Origin of the sequence: Nocardioides rotundus (assembly GCF_019931675.1) — a bacterium.
GTDB classification, from domain to species: domain Bacteria; phylum Actinomycetota; class Actinomycetes; order Propionibacteriales; family Nocardioidaceae; genus Nocardioides; species Nocardioides rotundus.
This window is the reverse complement of the sequence record NZ_CP082922.1, coordinates 1,341,328-1,358,087: the sequence shown is the minus strand read 5'-3', so window position 1 is coordinate 1,358,087 and position 16,760 is coordinate 1,341,328. Positions and strand designations below refer to the sequence as shown.

17 protein-coding genes are annotated in these 16,760 nt (G+C 67.0%); 8 read left to right on the top strand and 9 right to left on the bottom strand.

Annotated features, from left to right (window positions below):
• Positions 1-23 precede the first annotated feature (23 nt).
• The 7 genes from K8W59_RS06730 to K8W59_RS06700 all read left to right on the top strand — a co-directional run bounded on the left by K8W59_RS06730 (position 24) and on the right by K8W59_RS06700 (position 9,513).
• Positions 24-1,490, top strand: a complete 1,467-nt coding sequence (locus tag K8W59_RS06730; RefSeq protein ID WP_223398644.1) for a type I restriction-modification system subunit M — start codon at positions 24-26, stop codon at positions 1,488-1,490.
• Positions 1,487-2,617 carry a restriction endonuclease subunit S gene (locus K8W59_RS06725; RefSeq protein ID WP_223398642.1) on the top strand — a complete coding sequence of 377 codons (1,131 nt, stop codon included), beginning with the start codon at positions 1,487-1,489 and terminating at the stop codon, positions 2,615-2,617. Before K8W59_RS06730 ends, K8W59_RS06725 begins: the two co-directional genes overlap by 4 nt.
• A gap of 47 nt (positions 2,618-2,664) precedes the next feature.
• On the top strand, positions 2,665-3,108 hold the full coding sequence (locus K8W59_RS06720) for a helix-turn-helix domain-containing protein (RefSeq protein ID WP_223398639.1): 444 nt from the start codon (positions 2,665-2,667) through the stop codon (positions 3,106-3,108).
• Complete coding sequence (locus K8W59_RS06715) at positions 3,105-3,476, top strand: HepT-like ribonuclease domain-containing protein (RefSeq protein WP_223398630.1); 372 nt, start codon at positions 3,105-3,107, stop codon at positions 3,474-3,476. Before K8W59_RS06720 ends, K8W59_RS06715 begins: the two co-directional genes overlap by 4 nt.
• Complete coding sequence (locus tag K8W59_RS06710) at positions 3,473-6,841, top strand: DEAD/DEAH box helicase family protein (protein WP_223398628.1); 3,369 nt, start codon at positions 3,473-3,475, stop codon at positions 6,839-6,841. The genes K8W59_RS06715 and K8W59_RS06710 overlap by 4 nt, the downstream gene beginning before the upstream one ends.
• 93 nt (positions 6,842-6,934) lie before the next feature.
• On the top strand, positions 6,935-7,558 hold the full coding sequence (locus K8W59_RS06705) for a hypothetical protein (RefSeq protein WP_223398618.1): 624 nt from the start codon (positions 6,935-6,937) through the stop codon (positions 7,556-7,558).
• A gap of 71 nt (positions 7,559-7,629) precedes the next feature.
• Positions 7,630-9,513, top strand: coding sequence for an RNA-directed DNA polymerase (locus tag K8W59_RS06700; protein WP_223398615.1), 1,884 nt, complete (start codon positions 7,630-7,632; stop codon positions 9,511-9,513).
• Here K8W59_RS06700 and K8W59_RS06695 read toward each other — a convergent pair.
• The 5 genes from K8W59_RS06695 to K8W59_RS06675 form a co-directional block, all read right to left on the bottom strand.
• Positions 9,506-9,784 carry a helix-turn-helix domain-containing protein gene (locus K8W59_RS06695; RefSeq protein WP_223398613.1) on the bottom strand — a complete coding sequence of 93 codons (279 nt, stop codon included), beginning with the start codon at positions 9,782-9,784 and terminating at the stop codon, positions 9,506-9,508. The two genes, K8W59_RS06700 and K8W59_RS06695, sit on opposite strands and share 8 nt — an antisense overlap.
• A gap of 83 nt (positions 9,785-9,867) precedes the next feature.
• On the bottom strand, positions 9,868-10,428 hold the full coding sequence (locus tag K8W59_RS06690; protein WP_223398609.1) for a hypothetical protein: 561 nt from the start codon (positions 10,426-10,428) through the stop codon (positions 9,868-9,870).
• 39 nt (positions 10,429-10,467) lie between these two features.
• Positions 10,468-11,157: an IS3 family transposase gene (locus K8W59_RS06685; RefSeq protein ID WP_223398606.1), complete on the bottom strand. Its 690-nt coding sequence runs from the start codon at positions 11,155-11,157 to the stop codon at positions 10,468-10,470.
• Positions 11,073-11,417 carry an IS3 family transposase gene (locus tag K8W59_RS06680; RefSeq protein ID WP_223398604.1) on the bottom strand — a complete coding sequence of 115 codons (345 nt, stop codon included), beginning with the start codon at positions 11,415-11,417 and terminating at the stop codon, positions 11,073-11,075. Before K8W59_RS06680 ends, K8W59_RS06685 begins: the two co-directional genes overlap by 85 nt.
• Positions 11,414-11,716 (bottom strand): transposase, encoded by a 303-nt coding sequence (locus tag K8W59_RS06675; RefSeq protein ID WP_223396339.1) that lies wholly within the window; start codon positions 11,714-11,716, stop codon positions 11,414-11,416. The genes K8W59_RS06680 and K8W59_RS06675 overlap by 4 nt, the downstream gene beginning before the upstream one ends.
• Positions 11,717-11,902: 186 nt before the next feature.
• Here K8W59_RS06675 and K8W59_RS06670 point away from each other — a divergent pair, with 186 nt between their 5' ends.
• Complete coding sequence (locus K8W59_RS06670) at positions 11,903-12,271, top strand: hypothetical protein (RefSeq protein ID WP_223398602.1); 369 nt, start codon at positions 11,903-11,905, stop codon at positions 12,269-12,271.
• Positions 12,272-12,698: 427 nt separating this feature from the next.
• Here the strand turns inward: K8W59_RS06670 and K8W59_RS06665 are convergent, their stop codons facing one another.
• From K8W59_RS06665 to K8W59_RS06650, 4 genes are read right to left on the bottom strand one after another with little or no spacing between them, the layout of a single operon-like run.
• Positions 12,699-13,487: a GntR family transcriptional regulator gene (locus K8W59_RS06665; protein WP_223398600.1), complete on the bottom strand. Its 789-nt coding sequence runs from the start codon at positions 13,485-13,487 to the stop codon at positions 12,699-12,701.
• Between the two features lie 29 nt (positions 13,488-13,516).
• Complete coding sequence (pdxA, locus tag K8W59_RS06660; protein WP_223398598.1) at positions 13,517-14,557, bottom strand: 4-hydroxythreonine-4-phosphate dehydrogenase PdxA; 1,041 nt, start codon at positions 14,555-14,557, stop codon at positions 13,517-13,519.
• Positions 14,550-15,674 (bottom strand): four-carbon acid sugar kinase family protein, encoded by a 1,125-nt coding sequence (locus tag K8W59_RS06655; RefSeq protein WP_223398589.1) that lies wholly within the window; start codon positions 15,672-15,674, stop codon positions 14,550-14,552. Before K8W59_RS06655 ends, pdxA begins: the two co-directional genes overlap by 8 nt.
• Positions 15,671-16,705, bottom strand: a complete 1,035-nt coding sequence (locus K8W59_RS06650) for a 2-keto-3-deoxygluconate permease (protein ID WP_223398587.1) — start codon at positions 16,703-16,705, stop codon at positions 15,671-15,673. The genes K8W59_RS06655 and K8W59_RS06650 overlap by 4 nt, the downstream gene beginning before the upstream one ends.
• Between the last annotated feature and the right edge of the window lie 55 nt (positions 16,706-16,760).

Sequence of the window (16,760 nt, the reverse complement as noted above, 5' to 3'; positions counted from 1 at the left end):
CGGCCCCTACTAGAGTTGCGACTGTGATCGCTGGTGAGTTGAAGGGCAAGATCGACCGCGTCTGGGACGCCTTCTGGTCCGGCGGCATCAGCAACCCGTTGGAGGTCATCGAGCAGATCACCTACCTGCTGTTCATCCGCCGCCTCGACGACCTCCAGACGCGGGCGGAGAAGAAGGCCCGCATCACCAAGACCGACGTCGAGAACCCCGTGTTCCTCCCGGGTCAGGCGCACCTGCGGTGGAGCGAGTTCAAGAACGCCTCCCCCGAGGTCATGCACAAGACCGTCGCCGACGACGTCTTCCCGTTCCTGCGGCGCATGGGTGACGGCACCACCTACAGCGAGCACATGAAGGACGCACGGTTCACGATCCCGACCCCGGCGCTGTTGTCGAAGGTGGTCGACATGCTCGACGACATTCCGATGGCTGACCGGGACACCAACGGCGACCTGTACGAGTACCTGCTCTCGAAGATCGCCTCCGCCGGCGTCAACGGCCAGTTCCGCACCCCGCGCCACATCATCGAGCTGATGGTTCAGATGACCGCGCCGAAGCCGTCGGACGAGATCTGCGACCCGGCGTGCGGGACCGCCGGCTTCCTTGTCGCCGCGAGCGAGTACGTCCGCGCCACCCACGCCGACGCGCTCCTCGACTCGGCGCAGCGCAAGCACTTCCACGCCTCGATGTTCCACGGCTACGACTTCGACTCCACGATGCTCCGCATCGGCAGCATGAACATGCTCCTCCACGGCATCGAGTCGCCCGACATCCGCTACCGCGACTCGCTCTCCGAAGGCTCCGCCGGCGATGCGAACAAGTACACGCTGATCCTGGCCAACCCGCCCTTCGCCGGGTCGTTGGATTATGAGTCCACCGCTAAAGACCTGCAGCAGATCGTCAAGACCAAGAAGACCGAACTGCTCTTCCTGGCGCTCTTCCTCAAGCTGCTCAAGCCCGGCGGCCGGGCGGCTGTCATCGTGCCCGACGGCGTGCTGTTCGGCTCCTCGAAGGCGCACAAGGACCTGCGCCGGATCCTGGTCGACGAGCAGAAGCTCGACGCCGTCGTGAAGCTACCTTCCGGTGTCTTCCGCCCGTACGCAGGTGTCTCCACCGCGATCCTGTTCTTCACCAAGACCAACTCCGGCGGCACCGACGACGTCTGGTTCTACGACGTCCGCGCCGACGGGTTCTCGTTGGACGACAAGCGCAACCCGGTCGAGGTCAACGACCTCCCGGACGTCCTCAGTCGTTGGTTGAGCCTGGCGCAACCCGACTCCGCCGAGCGGGAACGTGCCCGCACCGATCAGTCCTTCCTGGTTCCCAAGGCCGACATCGTCGCCCAGGGCTACGACCTCTCCCTCACCCGCTATAAGGAGATCGAGTACGACGAGGTCGAGCACCGGGCCCCGCTGGAGATCATCGCCGACATCGAGACGCTCGAGGACGAGATCGCCAAGGGGTTGGCCGAGCTGAAGGCGATGCTCTCGTGACCACCACCCTCGCAGACGTCTGCACGATCACGATGGGCCAAGCTCCGTCCGGCAGTTCGTACAACGAGCGCGGAGAAGGCGTGCCCCTCATCGCCGGCGCCGGCGACTTCAAGGGAGGGGTACTCGCCCCGACGAAGTTCACGACCGAGCCCGGAAAGCTCTCAAAGCCGGGTGACATAGTCCTGAGCATTCGCGCCTCGATCGGCGCGAAGGTGTGGGCTGACGGCGAGTACTGCCTCGGCCGCGGCGTGGCGGGCCTACGAGCTCGACCCGGACTCGATGACAAGTACCTGTGGCATTGGCTCACCCGGTCCGAACTCGACCTTGCATCCAAGGGACGCGGCGCTACCTTCCTCCAGGTCAACAAGAACGACATCGGCGCGATGCCGATCGTGGTGCCGGCCCTCTCCGAGCAGCGTCGCATCGCCGCGATCCTCGACCACGCCGACGCCCTCCGCGCCAAGCGCCGCCAGGTCCTCACCCACCTCGATGCCCTCACCTTGTCGATCTTCAAGGAAATGTTCAGCGGGATCGCGGCGGAAGCGACCGTCGGAGATGTAGCGCAGATCCAGGGCGGTCTGCAGGTGTCGGCCAAGCGTGTGAACCTGCCGGTGGAGGTCCCCTATCTACGAGTGGCGAACGTCTATCGCGGACGTCTGGATCTGTCCGAGATGAAGACTCTGAAGGCGACCACCGCCGAGGTGGAACGCACGACCCTGGTGACCGGCGATCTTCTCTTTGTGGAGGGGCACGCCAACCCGCTTGAAGTCGGCCGCGTTGCGACGTGGACCGGTGAGCTCGACAACTGTGTCCACCAGAACCACCTCATCCGAGCCCGGCTGGATGCCACCCGAGCATTGCCGGTGTTCGCTTCGAGTTGGCTCAACTCCAATCGCGGAGCTACCCACTTCCGCCGGGCAGGAAGAACGACCTCGGGCCTGAACACGATCAGTGCATCAACGGTGCGGACCGCCCCGCTGCCACTACCGCCGATTGAACTTCAGCGCGAATTCGCCCAGCGTATCGACGTCACAAGAAGTCAGGCAGTTTCCGTGAGGCGTGCCTTGGCAGCCGACGACGAACTGTTCACCGCCCTCCAGTCTCGCGCCTTCCGCGGCGAACTCTGACCGCCGAATCCATATCGCCCTCGATAACACTTCGCTACCCTGAGTTGGTGAACATCCGCGCAGAACGCCTCGCGGCTGGCATGAGCCAGTCGGAGTTGGCGCGCGCGGCGCACGTCTCCCAGCCGAACCTGTCGGCGTACGAAAACGGTCGGCGCACCCCTAGCCCCGAGGTGCTCGACCGGATCGCCCGGGCGCTGGCCGGTCGACCGTCGGTCCGCGTCGAGCACCATCGCGAGGACATCAGGGCCCTGGTCGCGCAGTTCCGCGCGACCCGGCCGCGGCTCGTGGGGTCGGTCGCCCGCGGCGAGGACCATCACGGCTCGGACGTCGACGTGCTCGTCGACTTCACCGATGAAGCAACCTTGCTGGACGAGGTCGGGCTGCGCCTCGCGCTGCGCGACCTTCTCCAGGTTGAGGTGGACGTGATCGCGGACGACTCCTTGCACGGCGAGATGCGCGACCGACTCCTGCGGGAAGCGGTCGCAGTGTGAGGGACGAGACCGACGATGGCCGCAAGGCCCGCGACGCGGCACAGCGGGTGATTGCCGTGTGCGACACGGTCGCCGAGCTCACCAGGGTTGGACAGGACGTGTTCGTGAACGACACCCGCTCTCAGTGGGCCGTGGAGATGGGCCTGATCCGGATCGGCGAGGGCACCAACCGCATCCCCGCCAACGTGCTGGAGCAGTTCGCCGGACAGCCTTGGCGGTCGATCGTCGGGATGCGCAACTTCGCCGCACACCAGTACGACGACCTCGACCCGCGGCGCGTCTGGCGTACCGCCACCCAGGACGTGCCGGCGCTGCGCAACTACCTCGTCGACATCGTCCTGCCGGGACTGCCAGGGCACGACGGATGAGCAACTTCGACTTCGTCCGCCAGACGCTGCCGTCGCTACATGACGACTGCGTCCGGGCCGAGTCGTACCTGTCGTCGGATCCTCGCTCGGCGTGCTTCTACAGCCGCCGGGTAGTCGAGGAGTTGGTCGGCTACCTCTACGACGTCCTGTCCCTGCGTATCCCCTACCGCAACGACCTCGCCGCCAAGATCGGTGACCCGGCCTTCAAGGCGAAGGTGCCGCAGGGCATCACGCAGAAGCTCACCGCCATTCGTCGGATCGCCAACACCGCGGTGCACGAGAACAGGCAGATCCGCCCCGACGTCTCGCTCGCGGTGCTGCGCGAGTTGTTCCACGTCGTCGTGTGGACGTCGTACCACCACTCGCCCTCCCCCGACGTAGTGCCGCTGCAGGCACGGTTCGACCCCGCACTGGCCGCCAAAGCCGCACCGCTGTCGCGCGACGAGGTAGTTCGGCTGGCTGCGAAGTTCCGGGAGCAGGATGAGGCCCACGCTCGCGCGCTCGCGGAGAAGGACGACCGACTGGCCCAGCACGAGGCCGAGATCGCCGAGCTGAAGAAGCACATTGCAGCGGCCCAGGCCGCAACCGCGCCGGACACCCGCGACTACGACGAGGGCGCCGCTCGCGACCTGTTCATCGACGTACTGCTGAACGAAGCCGGGTGGGAGCTGACAGACGAGCGTGACCGCGAATACGAGGTCACCGGCATGCCGGTTTCGACAGGCTCAACCACCGGTGGCGGCAAGGGCTACGTCGACTACGTGCTGTGGGGCGCCGACGGCCTGCCCCTGGCCGTGGTGGAGGCCAAGCGCACGTCGAAGTCCCCTGAAGTCGGTCAGCAGCAGGCCAAGCTCTACGCCGACTGCCTGGGGAGGCAGTTCGGCCGGCGGCCGGTGATCTTCTACACCAACGGCTACGAGCATCGGATCTGGGACGACGCCGGCGGCTACCCACCCCGCGAGACACAGGGCTTCTACACCCGCGAAGAGCTGGAGCTGCTCATTCAGCGCCGTCGAACGAAGCTGCCGCTGTCGAGCGCGCCGGTGAACACCGACATCGCCGGTCGGCCCTACCAGGTCCGGGCGATCAAGGCGGTCAGTGACGCGTTCGACCGCAAGCAACGCGAGGCGCTGCTGGTGATGGCGACCGGGTCGGGCAAGACCCGCACCACCATCGCGCTCGTCGACCTCTTGCAGAAGACGAACTGGATCAAGCGGGTGCTCTTCCTCGCCGACCGCACCGCGCTGGTCAACCAGGCCGCCAACGCGTTCAAGGAGCACCTTCCCGGCTCGACCACGGTGAACCTCGTGACGGAGAAGGCCGTCGAGGGACGCGTCTACGTGTCGACGTACCCGACGATGATGAACCTGATCAATGAGGTCGACGGCGGCCGGCGTCGCTTCGGCCCCGGCTACTTCGACCTGATCGTCATCGACGAGGCCCACCGTTCCGTCTATGCCAAGTACGGTGCGATCTTCGACTACTTCGACGCGCAGCTCGTCGGCCTCACCGCGACCCCGAAGGACGAGGTCGACCACAACACCTACCGGCTGTTCCACCTCGAGGACGGTGTCCCCACCGACAACTACTCGCTCGACGAAGCCGTCGACGCCGGCTACCTCGTGCCGCCGAAGGGCATCAGCGTCGGCACCCAGTTCCTCCGCTCAGGCATCAAGTACGACGATCTCACCGAGGAGGAGAAAGACCAGTGGGACGCACTGGACTGGGGTGAGGACGGCCCGCCCCACGAGGTCGGCGCCGAGGAGCTGAACCGGTTCCTGTTCAACGAGGACACCGTCGACAAGGTCCTTGAGACCCTGATGACGCAGGGCTACACGGTCGCGGGCGGCGACCGGCTCGGCAAGACGATCATCTTCGCCAAGAACCAGAAGCACGCCGAGTTCATCGAGAAGCGGTTCAACCTCGCCTACCCCGAGCTCGCCGGCCACTTCGCCCGGGTGATCACCCACGGCACGCCGTACGCCCAGTCCCTGATCGACGACTTCTCGATCAAGGACAAGGCGCCGCACATCGCGATCAGCGTCGACATGCTCGACACCGGCATCGACGTCCCCGAGGTCGTGAACCTCGTGTTCTTCAAGATGGTGCGGTCGAAGTCGAAGTTCTGGCAGATGATCGGCCGCGGCACCCGCCTGTGTCCCGATCTGTTCGGCCCCGGCGAGGACAAGGAGGACTTTCTCGTCTTCGACTTCTGCGGCAACCTCGAATACTTCAGCCAGGACCTGCCCGGCTCCCCGGGTCAGATCCAGAAGTCACTCTCCCAGCGCCTCTTTGAGGCGCGGGTCGGACTCGTCTTCGCGCTCGGCGATGATGAACCCGACCTTCGGTCGTCGACGGTGAAGACGCTGCACGAGGTCGTGGCGGGTATGAACCTCGACAACTTCGTCGTTCGGCGCCACCGGAGGGCCGTCGAGCAGTATGCGTCCGCTGACGCGTGGAACAACCTCGGACCGGAAGAGTCCGGGGCGCTGCTGGCGCTGGCCGGATTGCCCTCCTCGGTCCGCGACGACGACGAGGACGCCAAGCGGTTCGACCTGCTGATCCTTCGCCGTCAACTCGCCCAACTCGAGGGTGACGCGGCTCTGGCCGAACGGCTGCGCGAGACCGTGCAGCACATCGCCGCGGCGCTCCTCAGTAAGACCACGATCCCGAGCGTTGCCGAACAGGCCGTGCTGCTCGAGTCGGTGGCCAGTGACGAGTGGTGGATCGATGTCACGCTGCCGATGCTCGAGCTCGCCCGACTGCGCCTCCGTGGACTCGCCCGCTTCATCGAGAAGACCACCCGCAACCCGGTCTACACCGACTTCGAAGACACCGTCGGGGAAGGAGTCGAGGTCGTCCTCCCCCGCGTCACGCCCGGCACCAACTTCGACCGCTTCCGCGCCAAGGCCGAGGCGTATCTGCGCGAACACTTGGACAACATCGCCCTCCAGCGCCTGCACCGCAACAAGCAGCTCACCGCAGACGACCTCACCGAATTGGAGCAGATGCTGGTCGCCTCGGGTGGCCAGCAGGTCGATATCGCCTGGGCGACCGAGCAGGGTGGGGGCCTCGGCATCTTCGTCCGCAGTCTCGTCGGACTCGACCGCGCCGCGGCCACCGAAGCCTTCGAGAACTATCTGGACGGCACTCGGTTCACCTCCGATCAGGTCCGTTTCGTGAACCTGATCATCGACGAGTTGACGAAGAACGGCGTCATGGAGCCGACGCGGCTCTTCGAGTCCCCCTACACCGACCACGCCCCCACGGGGCCGGACCACATGTTCCCGGACGCAGACGTCGACGCCATTGTCGAAACCCTCCACCGCATCAAGCAGACCGCCGTCCCCGAGGATGTCGCATGACCGGAAGTGTCGCCGATCCTCGGGCAACGTATCGGGTTATACTCGAACACTTGTCGCCCAGCCAGGTGGCGACTCAAGCGCGCGAGAATTGACATGACCGCTGTCCTCCTGGGCGAGTTCGGGGGCAAAGTGCCTGAGATCAACGAGGGCCAGTTGTTCCGAGTGCTCACCAACGTCGACGGAGCCATTCCGCTTGAGCTCCCAAACGGCAACACCGCCAAAGCCAACGGCTCGGATCTAACTGGGCTGATGCCGGGCGACGCCTTCCTACTCACGAAGGGACGGATCGAGCAACTGCCCGCTGAGGCTTGGCCAGCCGGCGACCGTACTGGAACTGTCGTATGGGCCGGTGACACCAACATCGTCGAAGGCGGCATCGGGACGCTCGAGTGGTGTCGGGTGTGCGGTGCCCGCGAGCAGTGTGGGCACGTCCCAAGCGAGCGCTACAGCGCACGGTTGATCGTCATCGTCGTCACCATGCAGGTCCAGGAAGTCCGCAGCGTCTACAACCCCCCGAACCCCGATGCTCGCATCACCTCGCTCTTCTGCACACTCGACGACCTTCGCCGGCAACTCGGCGAGGGCTTCGAGCCCGGCGACGATCCGGCCTGTAACCGATGCCTGCTCGCGTGCAGTGGACTAGCACGTCGACCAGCGACACTCGCGGACTCATCGCAACGCTCGCCATCGTCACAATCTGAGCGACCGGGAGCCTAGCGTTGGCCCCCGACTGTGCCGATGCGAATCACGAGCCCTCAACGGCCACCCCCCTGGGGGAGGCGCAGAACGTGGCCCCGCAGGACATCACCATCGACGACGTGGCCGACGTGGCCCACCTGCGGACTATCTGGAAGAAGGAGGTCCGAAAGGTTCTCCGCACCCTTACCTTCAGAGACGGCAACCTTGCGCCAGATCCGATTGCATACGTGGGTTACGAGTGGGGCCTCGAAGTCTTCATTCAACACCTTTCCCGCGATCTGACAGCGGGCGCTTACGTCGCCGAGAAGGCCGAGATCGTTCGCGCTGCGAAGACTGTCGGCCTCTCCCGGCCGCTCGCATACCTCACAGTGCGTGATGCTCTTGTCTATCGCGCCATCACTTGGCTCGTTCGCGACGACCTCACCAAGGGTGCTCGCGAGTACGTTGCATTCCTTCGGTCGAGCAAGGGCGGCACCGAAGGTGGAGTGCAGGCGCTCGAGCCTGTGGGTGTCGACAGCTTCGACTGGTTCGCGTATTGGCTGCAGCGCGAAGGCAAGATTTCCGAGTGGGTCGCTGACGACGACGTCACCTTCATTGTCGAATCTGACATCGCGAACTTCTACCCTTCGATACGCCTCGACGCGATCCGTGAGCACCTCCATTCCGCGACCAGACTGAGCAAGGAGGTTGTCAGGCTGTGCATCCAGCTCATCGACGGGGTCATGCCGCGGACTGACTATTCAGAAACGTCGATGCTCGGTTTGCCACAGGAGGTCGTTGGAGCTTCGCGCGAGATCGCCCATAGCCTCCTGCTCCACGTCGATCAAGAGTTCGTGTCCGAAGGCGAAACTGGGCGTTACACGAGGTTCATGGACGACATCATGATCGGGGTCGGCTCAATCGCCGAGGGTCAGCAAACCGTCGCCCGTCTTCAGCGATCTCTCGAAGCCTTGGGGCTCTATCCCAATGCTGCGAAGACCCGCGTCGTCGCGCTGGAAGCCTTTCTCGATGAGCACCTGGTTCAAACGAACGCTGATCTTGAGCGATTCGAGGCGATCTTTCGAGCCCTGGAGAAGGGCAAGCCAGCCGAGGTCCAGGTGTCACAGACGGACTCGGATGCCATCGCACGCCTCTCCGCGGAGTTCCGCCAAGTCGATCCTCGACCGCGCCGGTGGGACCGCGTCATGCGGCGCTTCTACACGATCCATCGGCGCGCTGGCGTGAAGGACTGGTGGTGCTATTGGCGCGAAGACTTGGACGCCTACCCTGGCTCCGCGGCACACATCCTTGAATACGTGAGATCGTGGCCGCTCGATCGCGCAACCGTGACTGAACTGCTCTCCGTGAGTCTCGACCAGGGCGCTCTGTATCCCGATCTATCGATCTTGACCGCCGAGACAGTTTCAGTGGCGCCAGTTCCCAATGACCCAGGCCTTTGGACTTGGATCGCCGCTCAATGCCTACAGGAGGTCAACCGCCTAAAAGACGCGTCTAACCCCAAGCTAGTTGAACGAGGCGCCTCCGGTTGGGCAGTCGCTGCCTACAAGTACGGCGACTGCGATCAACGTGACCAACTGCTCCAGGCGATGAAGGTGGACGACCTGCACTCGCCCCTCCGAGACCAGGGGCTCGCATTCCATGTTGGCCAGGGCCGTCAGGTCTCAGCATGGTTGTCCACAGAGCCAGGCATGACGGCTGGCAGCGCCCTCAACGCCGAGTACCTCCGCAGCCTGCAAGGCGGCGACGATCGAGCCATCGGCGTGGCGCTGAACCTGGTCGGTCCCCAACCCAGGCTGGCTCCGCTTCGTCACTGCATTCCACCGAGGGCACTCGCGCTCCTGGACGCAATTGGATATCAGGGCTCGGGCAAGTTGCAGCAAGCCCTTCCCCACGCTCTAAAGAAGCTTCAGTCGAATCCCGATCGCTTGCGCGACCAGCGGCTGGAGTGGTGCCTTGAGCGGTGGATCAGATGAGTAAGCGCGCGGAACCACCCGAACAGCTGGGCGGCGAGGCCCGCTGGCCAAGTTCCCAAAGTCGGACGCCGACCCGGATCCTGCGCTGGCCGTCCCGGCGCAGCAGCCCCTGCCGGACCAACTTGTCGACCAGCCGCGAGGTCGTCGAGAGCGGGAGTTGTGCGCGGGAGGCGATCTGCGAGATCTGCAGCGCCGGGCTGTCCGGACCGAAGGCGTCCAGGATGCGTACGACGCGCTCCAGGACGGACTCCCCCGATGCCGATCGCGCCATCCACCCGCTCCCCTTCCTCCGGCCGCGCGACCAGCTTACGGACTGGCACACGCCTCCAATGACGGCAGCGCTTCGGCCGTCAATCAGGGCAGGATCGCATGCCGCCCGCTGATGGAGTGACGGTCGCGGGAGAAGACCGTGGCATCGGATCTGAAGGTCCCGGTCAAGGACTCAACCGACACCTTGACCGGCCCCTCGGCGGTACAGCGCCACGGAACGGTCGCGCTGACCAAACTTTTGCGCGGTCGCACGTGGACATCCAGATTGCAGCTCTCAAACCTGTCGCCGTCCACCGACGAGTACGTGACGTAGCTATCGCGACCCTTGGTCGTGAAGCCGGCGTCGGTTCGCCACTGACCACCCGGCACATCCTTGCGCTCGACGAGGCTCACGAAGAGCATCTGGTCGAACTTGCGAACCCGGATCACATCGCGCAACCGGATGATGACCCGCGCCTTGTCTCCCACACGCTGGACGGTGACTCGTCGAAGGTCGACGGACTTCTTCTCCGACGTCGTGAGCAGGTGACGACCGTAGAGGCGCACGTCTCCACTCTCGTCGTATGAAGTGACGACGTGCTCAGCTGTGGTGTCTACAGCGGCAGCAGAGCTCATATTGACGAGCCCGATCATCAGGGACGCCACGATAGGACTGTGGTTCCCCCCGAATCGTGGAGGGCTTCCTTATGCGGCTTCCCGGTCGGGGGCCGCGGTGTTCTCGTAGCTGACCGGGCTCATCATGCCTGCCGAGCTGTGCCGGCGTTCGTGGTTGTAGAACCCGTAGCACCAGTCCAGCACGACAGCCTGGGCCTGGCGGGTGTGCTCGAACTCGTGGCGTGAGAGAACCTCCCACTCCAGGCTGCTGAAGAACGCCTCAGCGGCGGCGTTGTCGAAGCACGACCCGACCCGGCCCATCGACTGCCGGATGCCCATGTCGCGGCACAGCTTGGTGAACGAGGTCGCGGTGTAGGTCGAGCCCCGGTCGGTGTGGAAGATGACCCGCTTGGTCTCCTCGGTGCGCCAACCCGGCTGGTTGACCGCATCGACGCCACCGCGAGCCGCCACGGCCATCTTGATCGCCGCGCACGCCAGCTCGGCGTCGGGGTGCAGGCTGGTCGCGGCGCCGAGCAGACGACGCGAGTACAGGTCGATCACGGTGGCCAGGTACAGCTTCCCGCTGGCCGTGGGGATCTCAGTCATGTCGCCAACCCAGCGGGCGTTAGGCCGCTGCGCGGTGAAGTCACGGCGCAGCAGGTCGGCGAACTTCGGTGCGGTCTTGTCCTGGCGTGTCAGACCGTTCCTCCGCTTGATCCGCCGGCGACCAGCCCCTGGCGGCGCATCGAGTCCGCGACGGTCTTCTCGCTGACCTCCCACCCATCATCGAGCAGGTCAGCGTGCAACCGCGGGGAGCCGTGCAGGCCCCGCTTCTTGGTGAACATCACCTTCACGGCCCGGTCGATGGTGTAGCGGCGACGGTCCATAGCGGTGAACAGGCCGCTCGAGGCGCCCGGGCCGAGCGACCGGTCGCGCCACTTGTAGAACCACGCCAGGGACACCCCCAGCAGCAGGCAGGTCATCGTGTGCGGCACCCGGTAGATCGTCCTCTGGTCGGCGATGAAGCGTGCCACGCTCACTTCGTCGCCTCCTTCACCCACAGGACCACGGATCGCTTGAGGACATCACGCTCCATCCGGAGCTCGGCGTTCTCAGCACGCAGCCGCTTGAGCTCCTCGTGGTCGTCCTTCGACATTCCGTCGCGGCCCTCGCGTGCTTCCCGGGCCTGCTTGACCCAGTTGCCCAACGTGCCCTCGACCACGCCGAGGTTGCGCGCGACCTGAGCGATCGGCTTCCCGGTCTCTTCGACGATCCGGACAGCTCCCTCACGGAACTCCCGGTCGTACTTCTTCCGCTTCTGTGGCATCTCGATCCTCATTGTCGATGCCTCTACGGTCCGGGGGGAACCTCAGGACCGAGGGTGCGAAGCCGCTGCATTCCGCAACTGTGCCATGAGTCATGTCGGGGCGTATGCCGAACAACAGAACTGCTGGGCCTGCCTCCGTGACCCGCCGCGTCACCTCACCATGTGGCCGCCGGCCCCAAGCGGAGGCAGACTTCGCCCATGCGATCCAGCGAGTTCAACCCCGACCTGCTCGCTCATCTCGAGAAGCACTGCCCGGCCGGGTCGATCATCCCAACAATCTCATCCGGTGCACCCAACCGCATCGCGTATCTGCGTCCGATCGGCATTGGCGTGGAGACGGATCGCAGCCGATCGAGGGGCGACGCCCCACAGCTGGTCCCAGCATGGATGGTGGACGTGGCCTGGCGACGGCTTCACGAGCGCGGCAGCCTCACCAATCGAGAACTGCTCGCCTCCGAAGGCCTCAACGTGAAGCGCTCGTCGTTCGTTTGCGCGCTCCTCGCGCAACTGCCTGGCATCGTGATCTGCTCGCACCGCCCCATCGCCCTTGAGCTCTCGCCACGCTGATCCACTTCGGGAGAAGCGAACACGCAACCCCCCGGGCGGAGGAGAATGACAAGGAGGGAAGGCCATCAGCGCGGTGCCCACGCGCTCGGAATCATCGCCCGCTCGACGGAAACCCGACCTGGTCGACCATCTTGAAGGTCACCAACGCGCTCGGCCTCCGCTTCGAGCTGCACCCGGCCGCGTCGTGACGCACAAGTGCGAACTCGGGCGCCGGGACCGGTCGACTGGCGTGGCGCGACCCCCCTGACGTCGTACCGAACAGTTGACAGCGAAATCTCACGCAGACGGTGCGTACTGATCGGTAGCAGCGCGGGAGGCGTGCCTACCGTTCGGTACGGCGAGTCCGGCGCCCGCGGGCGACGCGATCCACGCCGGCATCAGCGCGAAGGACGCAGTCGTGACCGCGCTGACCCGGAGTGGAGCGGGATCACCGCATCCCCTCCAACTCGGCCAGCAGGTCGCGCGCCGTCCGCGTCAGCCGGTCGAGCCGGGGGTCCTCACCCTGCGAGGCCGAGGGCGGCATGGCGTCGATGTCGAAGGCGGCCAGGTCGCCGCGGTGCCAGGTGGAGAACTCCTCCAACACGACGCCGTCCGCGTCCAGGCTGCGCCCCTCCAGCAACAGCAGGGGCGAACCCGGCGCGACGCCGAGCACCTCGGCCAGCCAGTCGGTCGCCTGCACGGCGCGCACCTGCGACTGCCCGCCCGTGACCACCCGGTCCAGTCGCGCGGACAGCAGGGCATGCAGCGACGCGTCCACCAGGTCGTCGGCGGAGACGGCCGAGGCGACGTCAGCGGGCAGCCAGGTCCGGATGAAGCTCAGCACCACTCCCCCGACCGAGCGCACCCGGCCGAGCCGCAGCACCCGCTCGCCGGGGATCGAGGTCAGGTGGTCCGGGCGCGGCACGACATCGTAGGACGACACTCGCGTGCTCACCTCGCCCTCGCCGTGGTGCAGGGTCAGCCCGGAGCGCAGCACGTCGCGATGCACCTCACCGTGCTCGGCGACCACCGACCCCTTGCCGCGCACCTTGCGGATCAGCCCGTCGGACTCCAGGGTCGCCAGGGCCTGGCGGACCACCGACCGGGAGACGTCGAACTCGGCCTGGAGCGCCGCCTCGCTCGGCAGCAGATCCCCCGGCCGCAGCTCACGGCTGGTCAGCCGCTCCCGCAGCGCCTGCTCGACGCGCGCATGCAGCGGCACCCGGGAATCGCTCACGAGGCTCAGCCTACGGCGCCGCGAGCCGCTCAGCCGTCGGCCCGGCTCGCCGTACGCCACACCGCGTCCCACCCCGGCGCCAACGCGGCGGCCCGCCGGGTCGCCAGCACCAGGCTGCCCTCCCGCGCGACCCCTTCGCCGGCGATGTCGAACGCGGTGCCGTGGTCCACCGACACCCGCACCACCGGCAGCCCGACGGTGATGTTGACCCCGTCGTCGCCATAGACCGCCTTGAACGGCGCATGCCCCTGGTCGTGGTAGCAGACGACCACCAGCTCCCACTTCCCGCGCACCGCCTGCGGGATCAGCGCGTCGGCGGGCAGCGGACCGCGGGCGTCGATGCCGCGCTCGCGGGCGGCCTCGATCGCCGGCTCGAGCACGTCGGCGTCCTCGTCGCCGAACAGCCGGTTCTCCCCCGCGTGCGGGTTCAGCCCCGCCACGGCGATCGGCGTGTCCGGCCGGCCCAGCGCGACCGCGAACGCGTGCGCGAGGTCGAGCACGTCGGTCGTCCGCTCCTTCGTGATCCCCTCGATCGCCTGCCGCAGCGACACGTGCGTGGTGAGGTGGAAGAAGTAGAGGTCACCCGCGGAGAGCACCAGGGAGAAGTTCTTCACCCCGAACTGCTCGGCGAGCAGCTCGGTGTGGCCGGGGTATTGATGACCGCCAGCGTGCATCGCCGCCTTGTTCAGCGGCGCGGTCACGATCCCGTCGATCGCCCCCTGCTTCGCCAGGTCGCACGCCGCGACCACGAAGCGGTAGGAGCCGTCGCCGGCCACCGCGCTCAGCTCGCCCACCGGCACCTCCGGCATCGGCTCCCCCACCTGGACCACCTCGACCCGACCGGGATCGTTGGTCGCGTCCCGCGGGTCGTCGATGGTGACGATCACGTCCGGGTCGGCGCCGACAGAGGCGGCGGCCCGGCGCAGCGCACCGGCGTCCCCGAGGACAACCGGCACGCACTCCTCCCGCAGGTCGGGGTGCTCCAGCAGCGTGCGGAGGGTGATCTCCGGGCCGATCCCGGCGACGTCGCCGAGGGTGATCCCGAGGACGGGCAGGTGGTGGTCACTCATGGGTGGGTTCCTTCCCGACGCCGGCGGCGTCGATGATCTGCGTCAGAGTCTGGTCGTTGCCGAAGCCACCGGCCTTGGTGGCGACCGCGAGGCCGGCGTACGGACCGCCGACGATGGTGCCGACGGGCAAGCCCTCGACGAGCGCGTCGCTCACCCGCACCCCGGTCGCGCCGAGCGCCAGCAGGGTCTGCGCGGCGCCGTCGCCGCCGACGAGCACGAGCAGGTCGTGCTCCCGAGTCCCGAGGGCGGCCGCCGCCTCGACGGCGAGCTCGCGGGCTCGGCGTACTCCCGCGTCGGCGTCCCGCTCCTCCGGCGTCACCAGCAGGTCCACGGGCAGCCGGTCCGCGGCCACCCGCTCCCGCAGCCGGGCGACCTGCGCCCGCGCCGTCTCGTGCAGGGAGGAGACGACGACCAGGGCCCGGCCTCGGTGCGGTACGGCGGCCGGCTCGGCCGCCGCGGTCTCGCGCCCGCCCCACACCCGGGCGAGTGCGGTGGCGAGGCCGGCGGAGCCGACGGGGATCGCGTCCGGGCCGATCTCGGCGACCGCGAGCGCCAGCCGGTCGAGGTCGCGCTGTTCGCGGGCGTCGACCAGGACCACGTCGTGCTCCCGGGCCGCTTCCCGGATGGCCGCCGCGTCCGTGGTCGCGGCGATCGCGCCGCCCGGGATCAGCTCGCGCAGATCGGAGGTGGCGACCGGAGTGACCGGGTCGTGACCGGCCGGCCCCTGGTGCACGGGCCTCCCGTCCACGCTCACGATGCCGTCCACCACGGTGCGGCCCATCGCCGGGTAGGCGGGACACACGACCGCGAAGGAACCGGGTCGGGTACGTCGCCGCCCGGTCAGCGCGCCGCGCACCTGCTCGGCGACCCGGCCACGCACGGTGGAGTCGATCTTCAGATAGATCCGGTCCCCGCCGAGGTCGGCGACGGCACGCGCGGTCACCTCCGCCGCGCGCGGATCGTTGCGGGTGTCCAGAGTGAGCGCCACCGCGTCCTCGCTGGGCAGCTCGACCCAGCCGCCGCTGAGGGAGAGCAGGGCCGACCAGCCCGACCGGGCGAACGCCACGACGGTGTCCCCCGCCCCGGTCAGGTCGTCGGCCAGCACCAGCACCTTCACAGCTTCGGTTCCGTCATCCCGAGGTCCAGCTCGTCGATCCGCTCGATCTCCTCCTCGGTGAGCAGGCCGCCCTCCCGCTTGAGTACGGCGGAGGCGATGAGCGGGGCGAGGATCGCGGTGACCAACACCGAGGCGGCGACCTGCGCGGTCGCGGTCTCGACGTACGGCTCGAACCGCGGATCCGCCAGCCCGACGATGGCCGGCGTCGCGATCGCGTTGCCCGCCGTGGTGCCGGCGGCGAAGCCGATGCCGGAGCGATAGCCGCGACGCAGGATGAGCTTGTAGCCGAGGTAGACGAACAGGCCGGTGATCGGGGCGACCACCACGCCCATGACAGCGCCGCCGATGCCGCCCGCGACGATCGCCTTGAGGTCGATGCCGGTGCCGAGCGCGAGGGCGAAGAACGGGATCACGATGGCCGGGGTCGGGCGCAGGATCTCCCGCCACTGCGGGTCCAGGTTGCCGACGACCATGCCGAGGATGAACGGGATGACGGCGGCGATCATCGCGGTGGCCGGGATGTCCGCCAGACCCGAGGCACCGAGGAAGAGCATGGAGAAGAAGGGCCCGTCGTTGAGGGCGGAGGCGATGTAGGCGCCGCGGTCTCGCTTGTCGCCGTACCGCCCGGTGAACGCCAGCCACAGGCCGCCGTTGCTGTTGTCGACCGCCACCAGCAGCGCCAGGATCGAGATGCCGAGGATGCCGTCGATGCCGACCACCTGCCCGATCAGGATCACGATCGTGGCGGGGATGATGCTCTTGCAGACCAGGACGACGCCCGCGGTCGCGAGCACCGGGCCGCTGGTCTTGAGCGTCACCTGGGTGCCGGTCGCGAAGATCAGCAGCGCGATCAGCGGAAGCGCGCTCTCCTGGAACAGCGCCGTGGTGAACGAGCCCATCTCCAAGAAGCCCGTGGCGAAGGTGCCCAGCAGCGAGCCGATCACGAGCGGGATGAGCATCAGGCCGCCCGGGACGCGGCTCATGAGTTGGTAGAGCGGGACGATCTCGCGCTCGGTGGTCGTATCGGTCATGGGTCACCTTCGGAGTTCTGTACGTACAACTTGTACGTACAGATGAGACTGGCAT

Bases quoted from the DNA above. Each gene is read 5' to 3' on its own strand.
- K8W59_RS06675 (WP_223396339.1), bottom strand. From the start codon at position 11,716: ATGAGGATCGAGATGCCACAGAAGCGGAAGAAGTACGACCGGGAGTTC.
- K8W59_RS06705 (WP_223398618.1), top strand. From the start codon at position 6,935: ATGACCGCTGTCCTCCTGGGCGAGTTCGGGGGCAAAGTGCCTGAGATC.
- K8W59_RS06650 (WP_223398587.1), bottom strand. From the start codon at position 16,705: ATGACCGATACGACCACCGAGCGCGAGATCGTCCCGCTCTACCAACTC.
- pdxA (WP_223398598.1), bottom strand. From the start codon at position 14,557: ATGAGTGACCACCACCTGCCCGTCCTCGGGATCACCCTCGGCGACGTC.
- K8W59_RS06710 (WP_223398628.1), top strand. From the start codon at position 3,473: ATGAGCAACTTCGACTTCGTCCGCCAGACGCTGCCGTCGCTACATGAC.
- K8W59_RS06670 (WP_223398602.1), top strand. From the start codon at position 11,903: ATGCGATCCAGCGAGTTCAACCCCGACCTGCTCGCTCATCTCGAGAAG.
- K8W59_RS06695 (WP_223398613.1), bottom strand. From the start codon at position 9,784: ATGGCGCGATCGGCATCGGGGGAGTCCGTCCTGGAGCGCGTCGTACGC.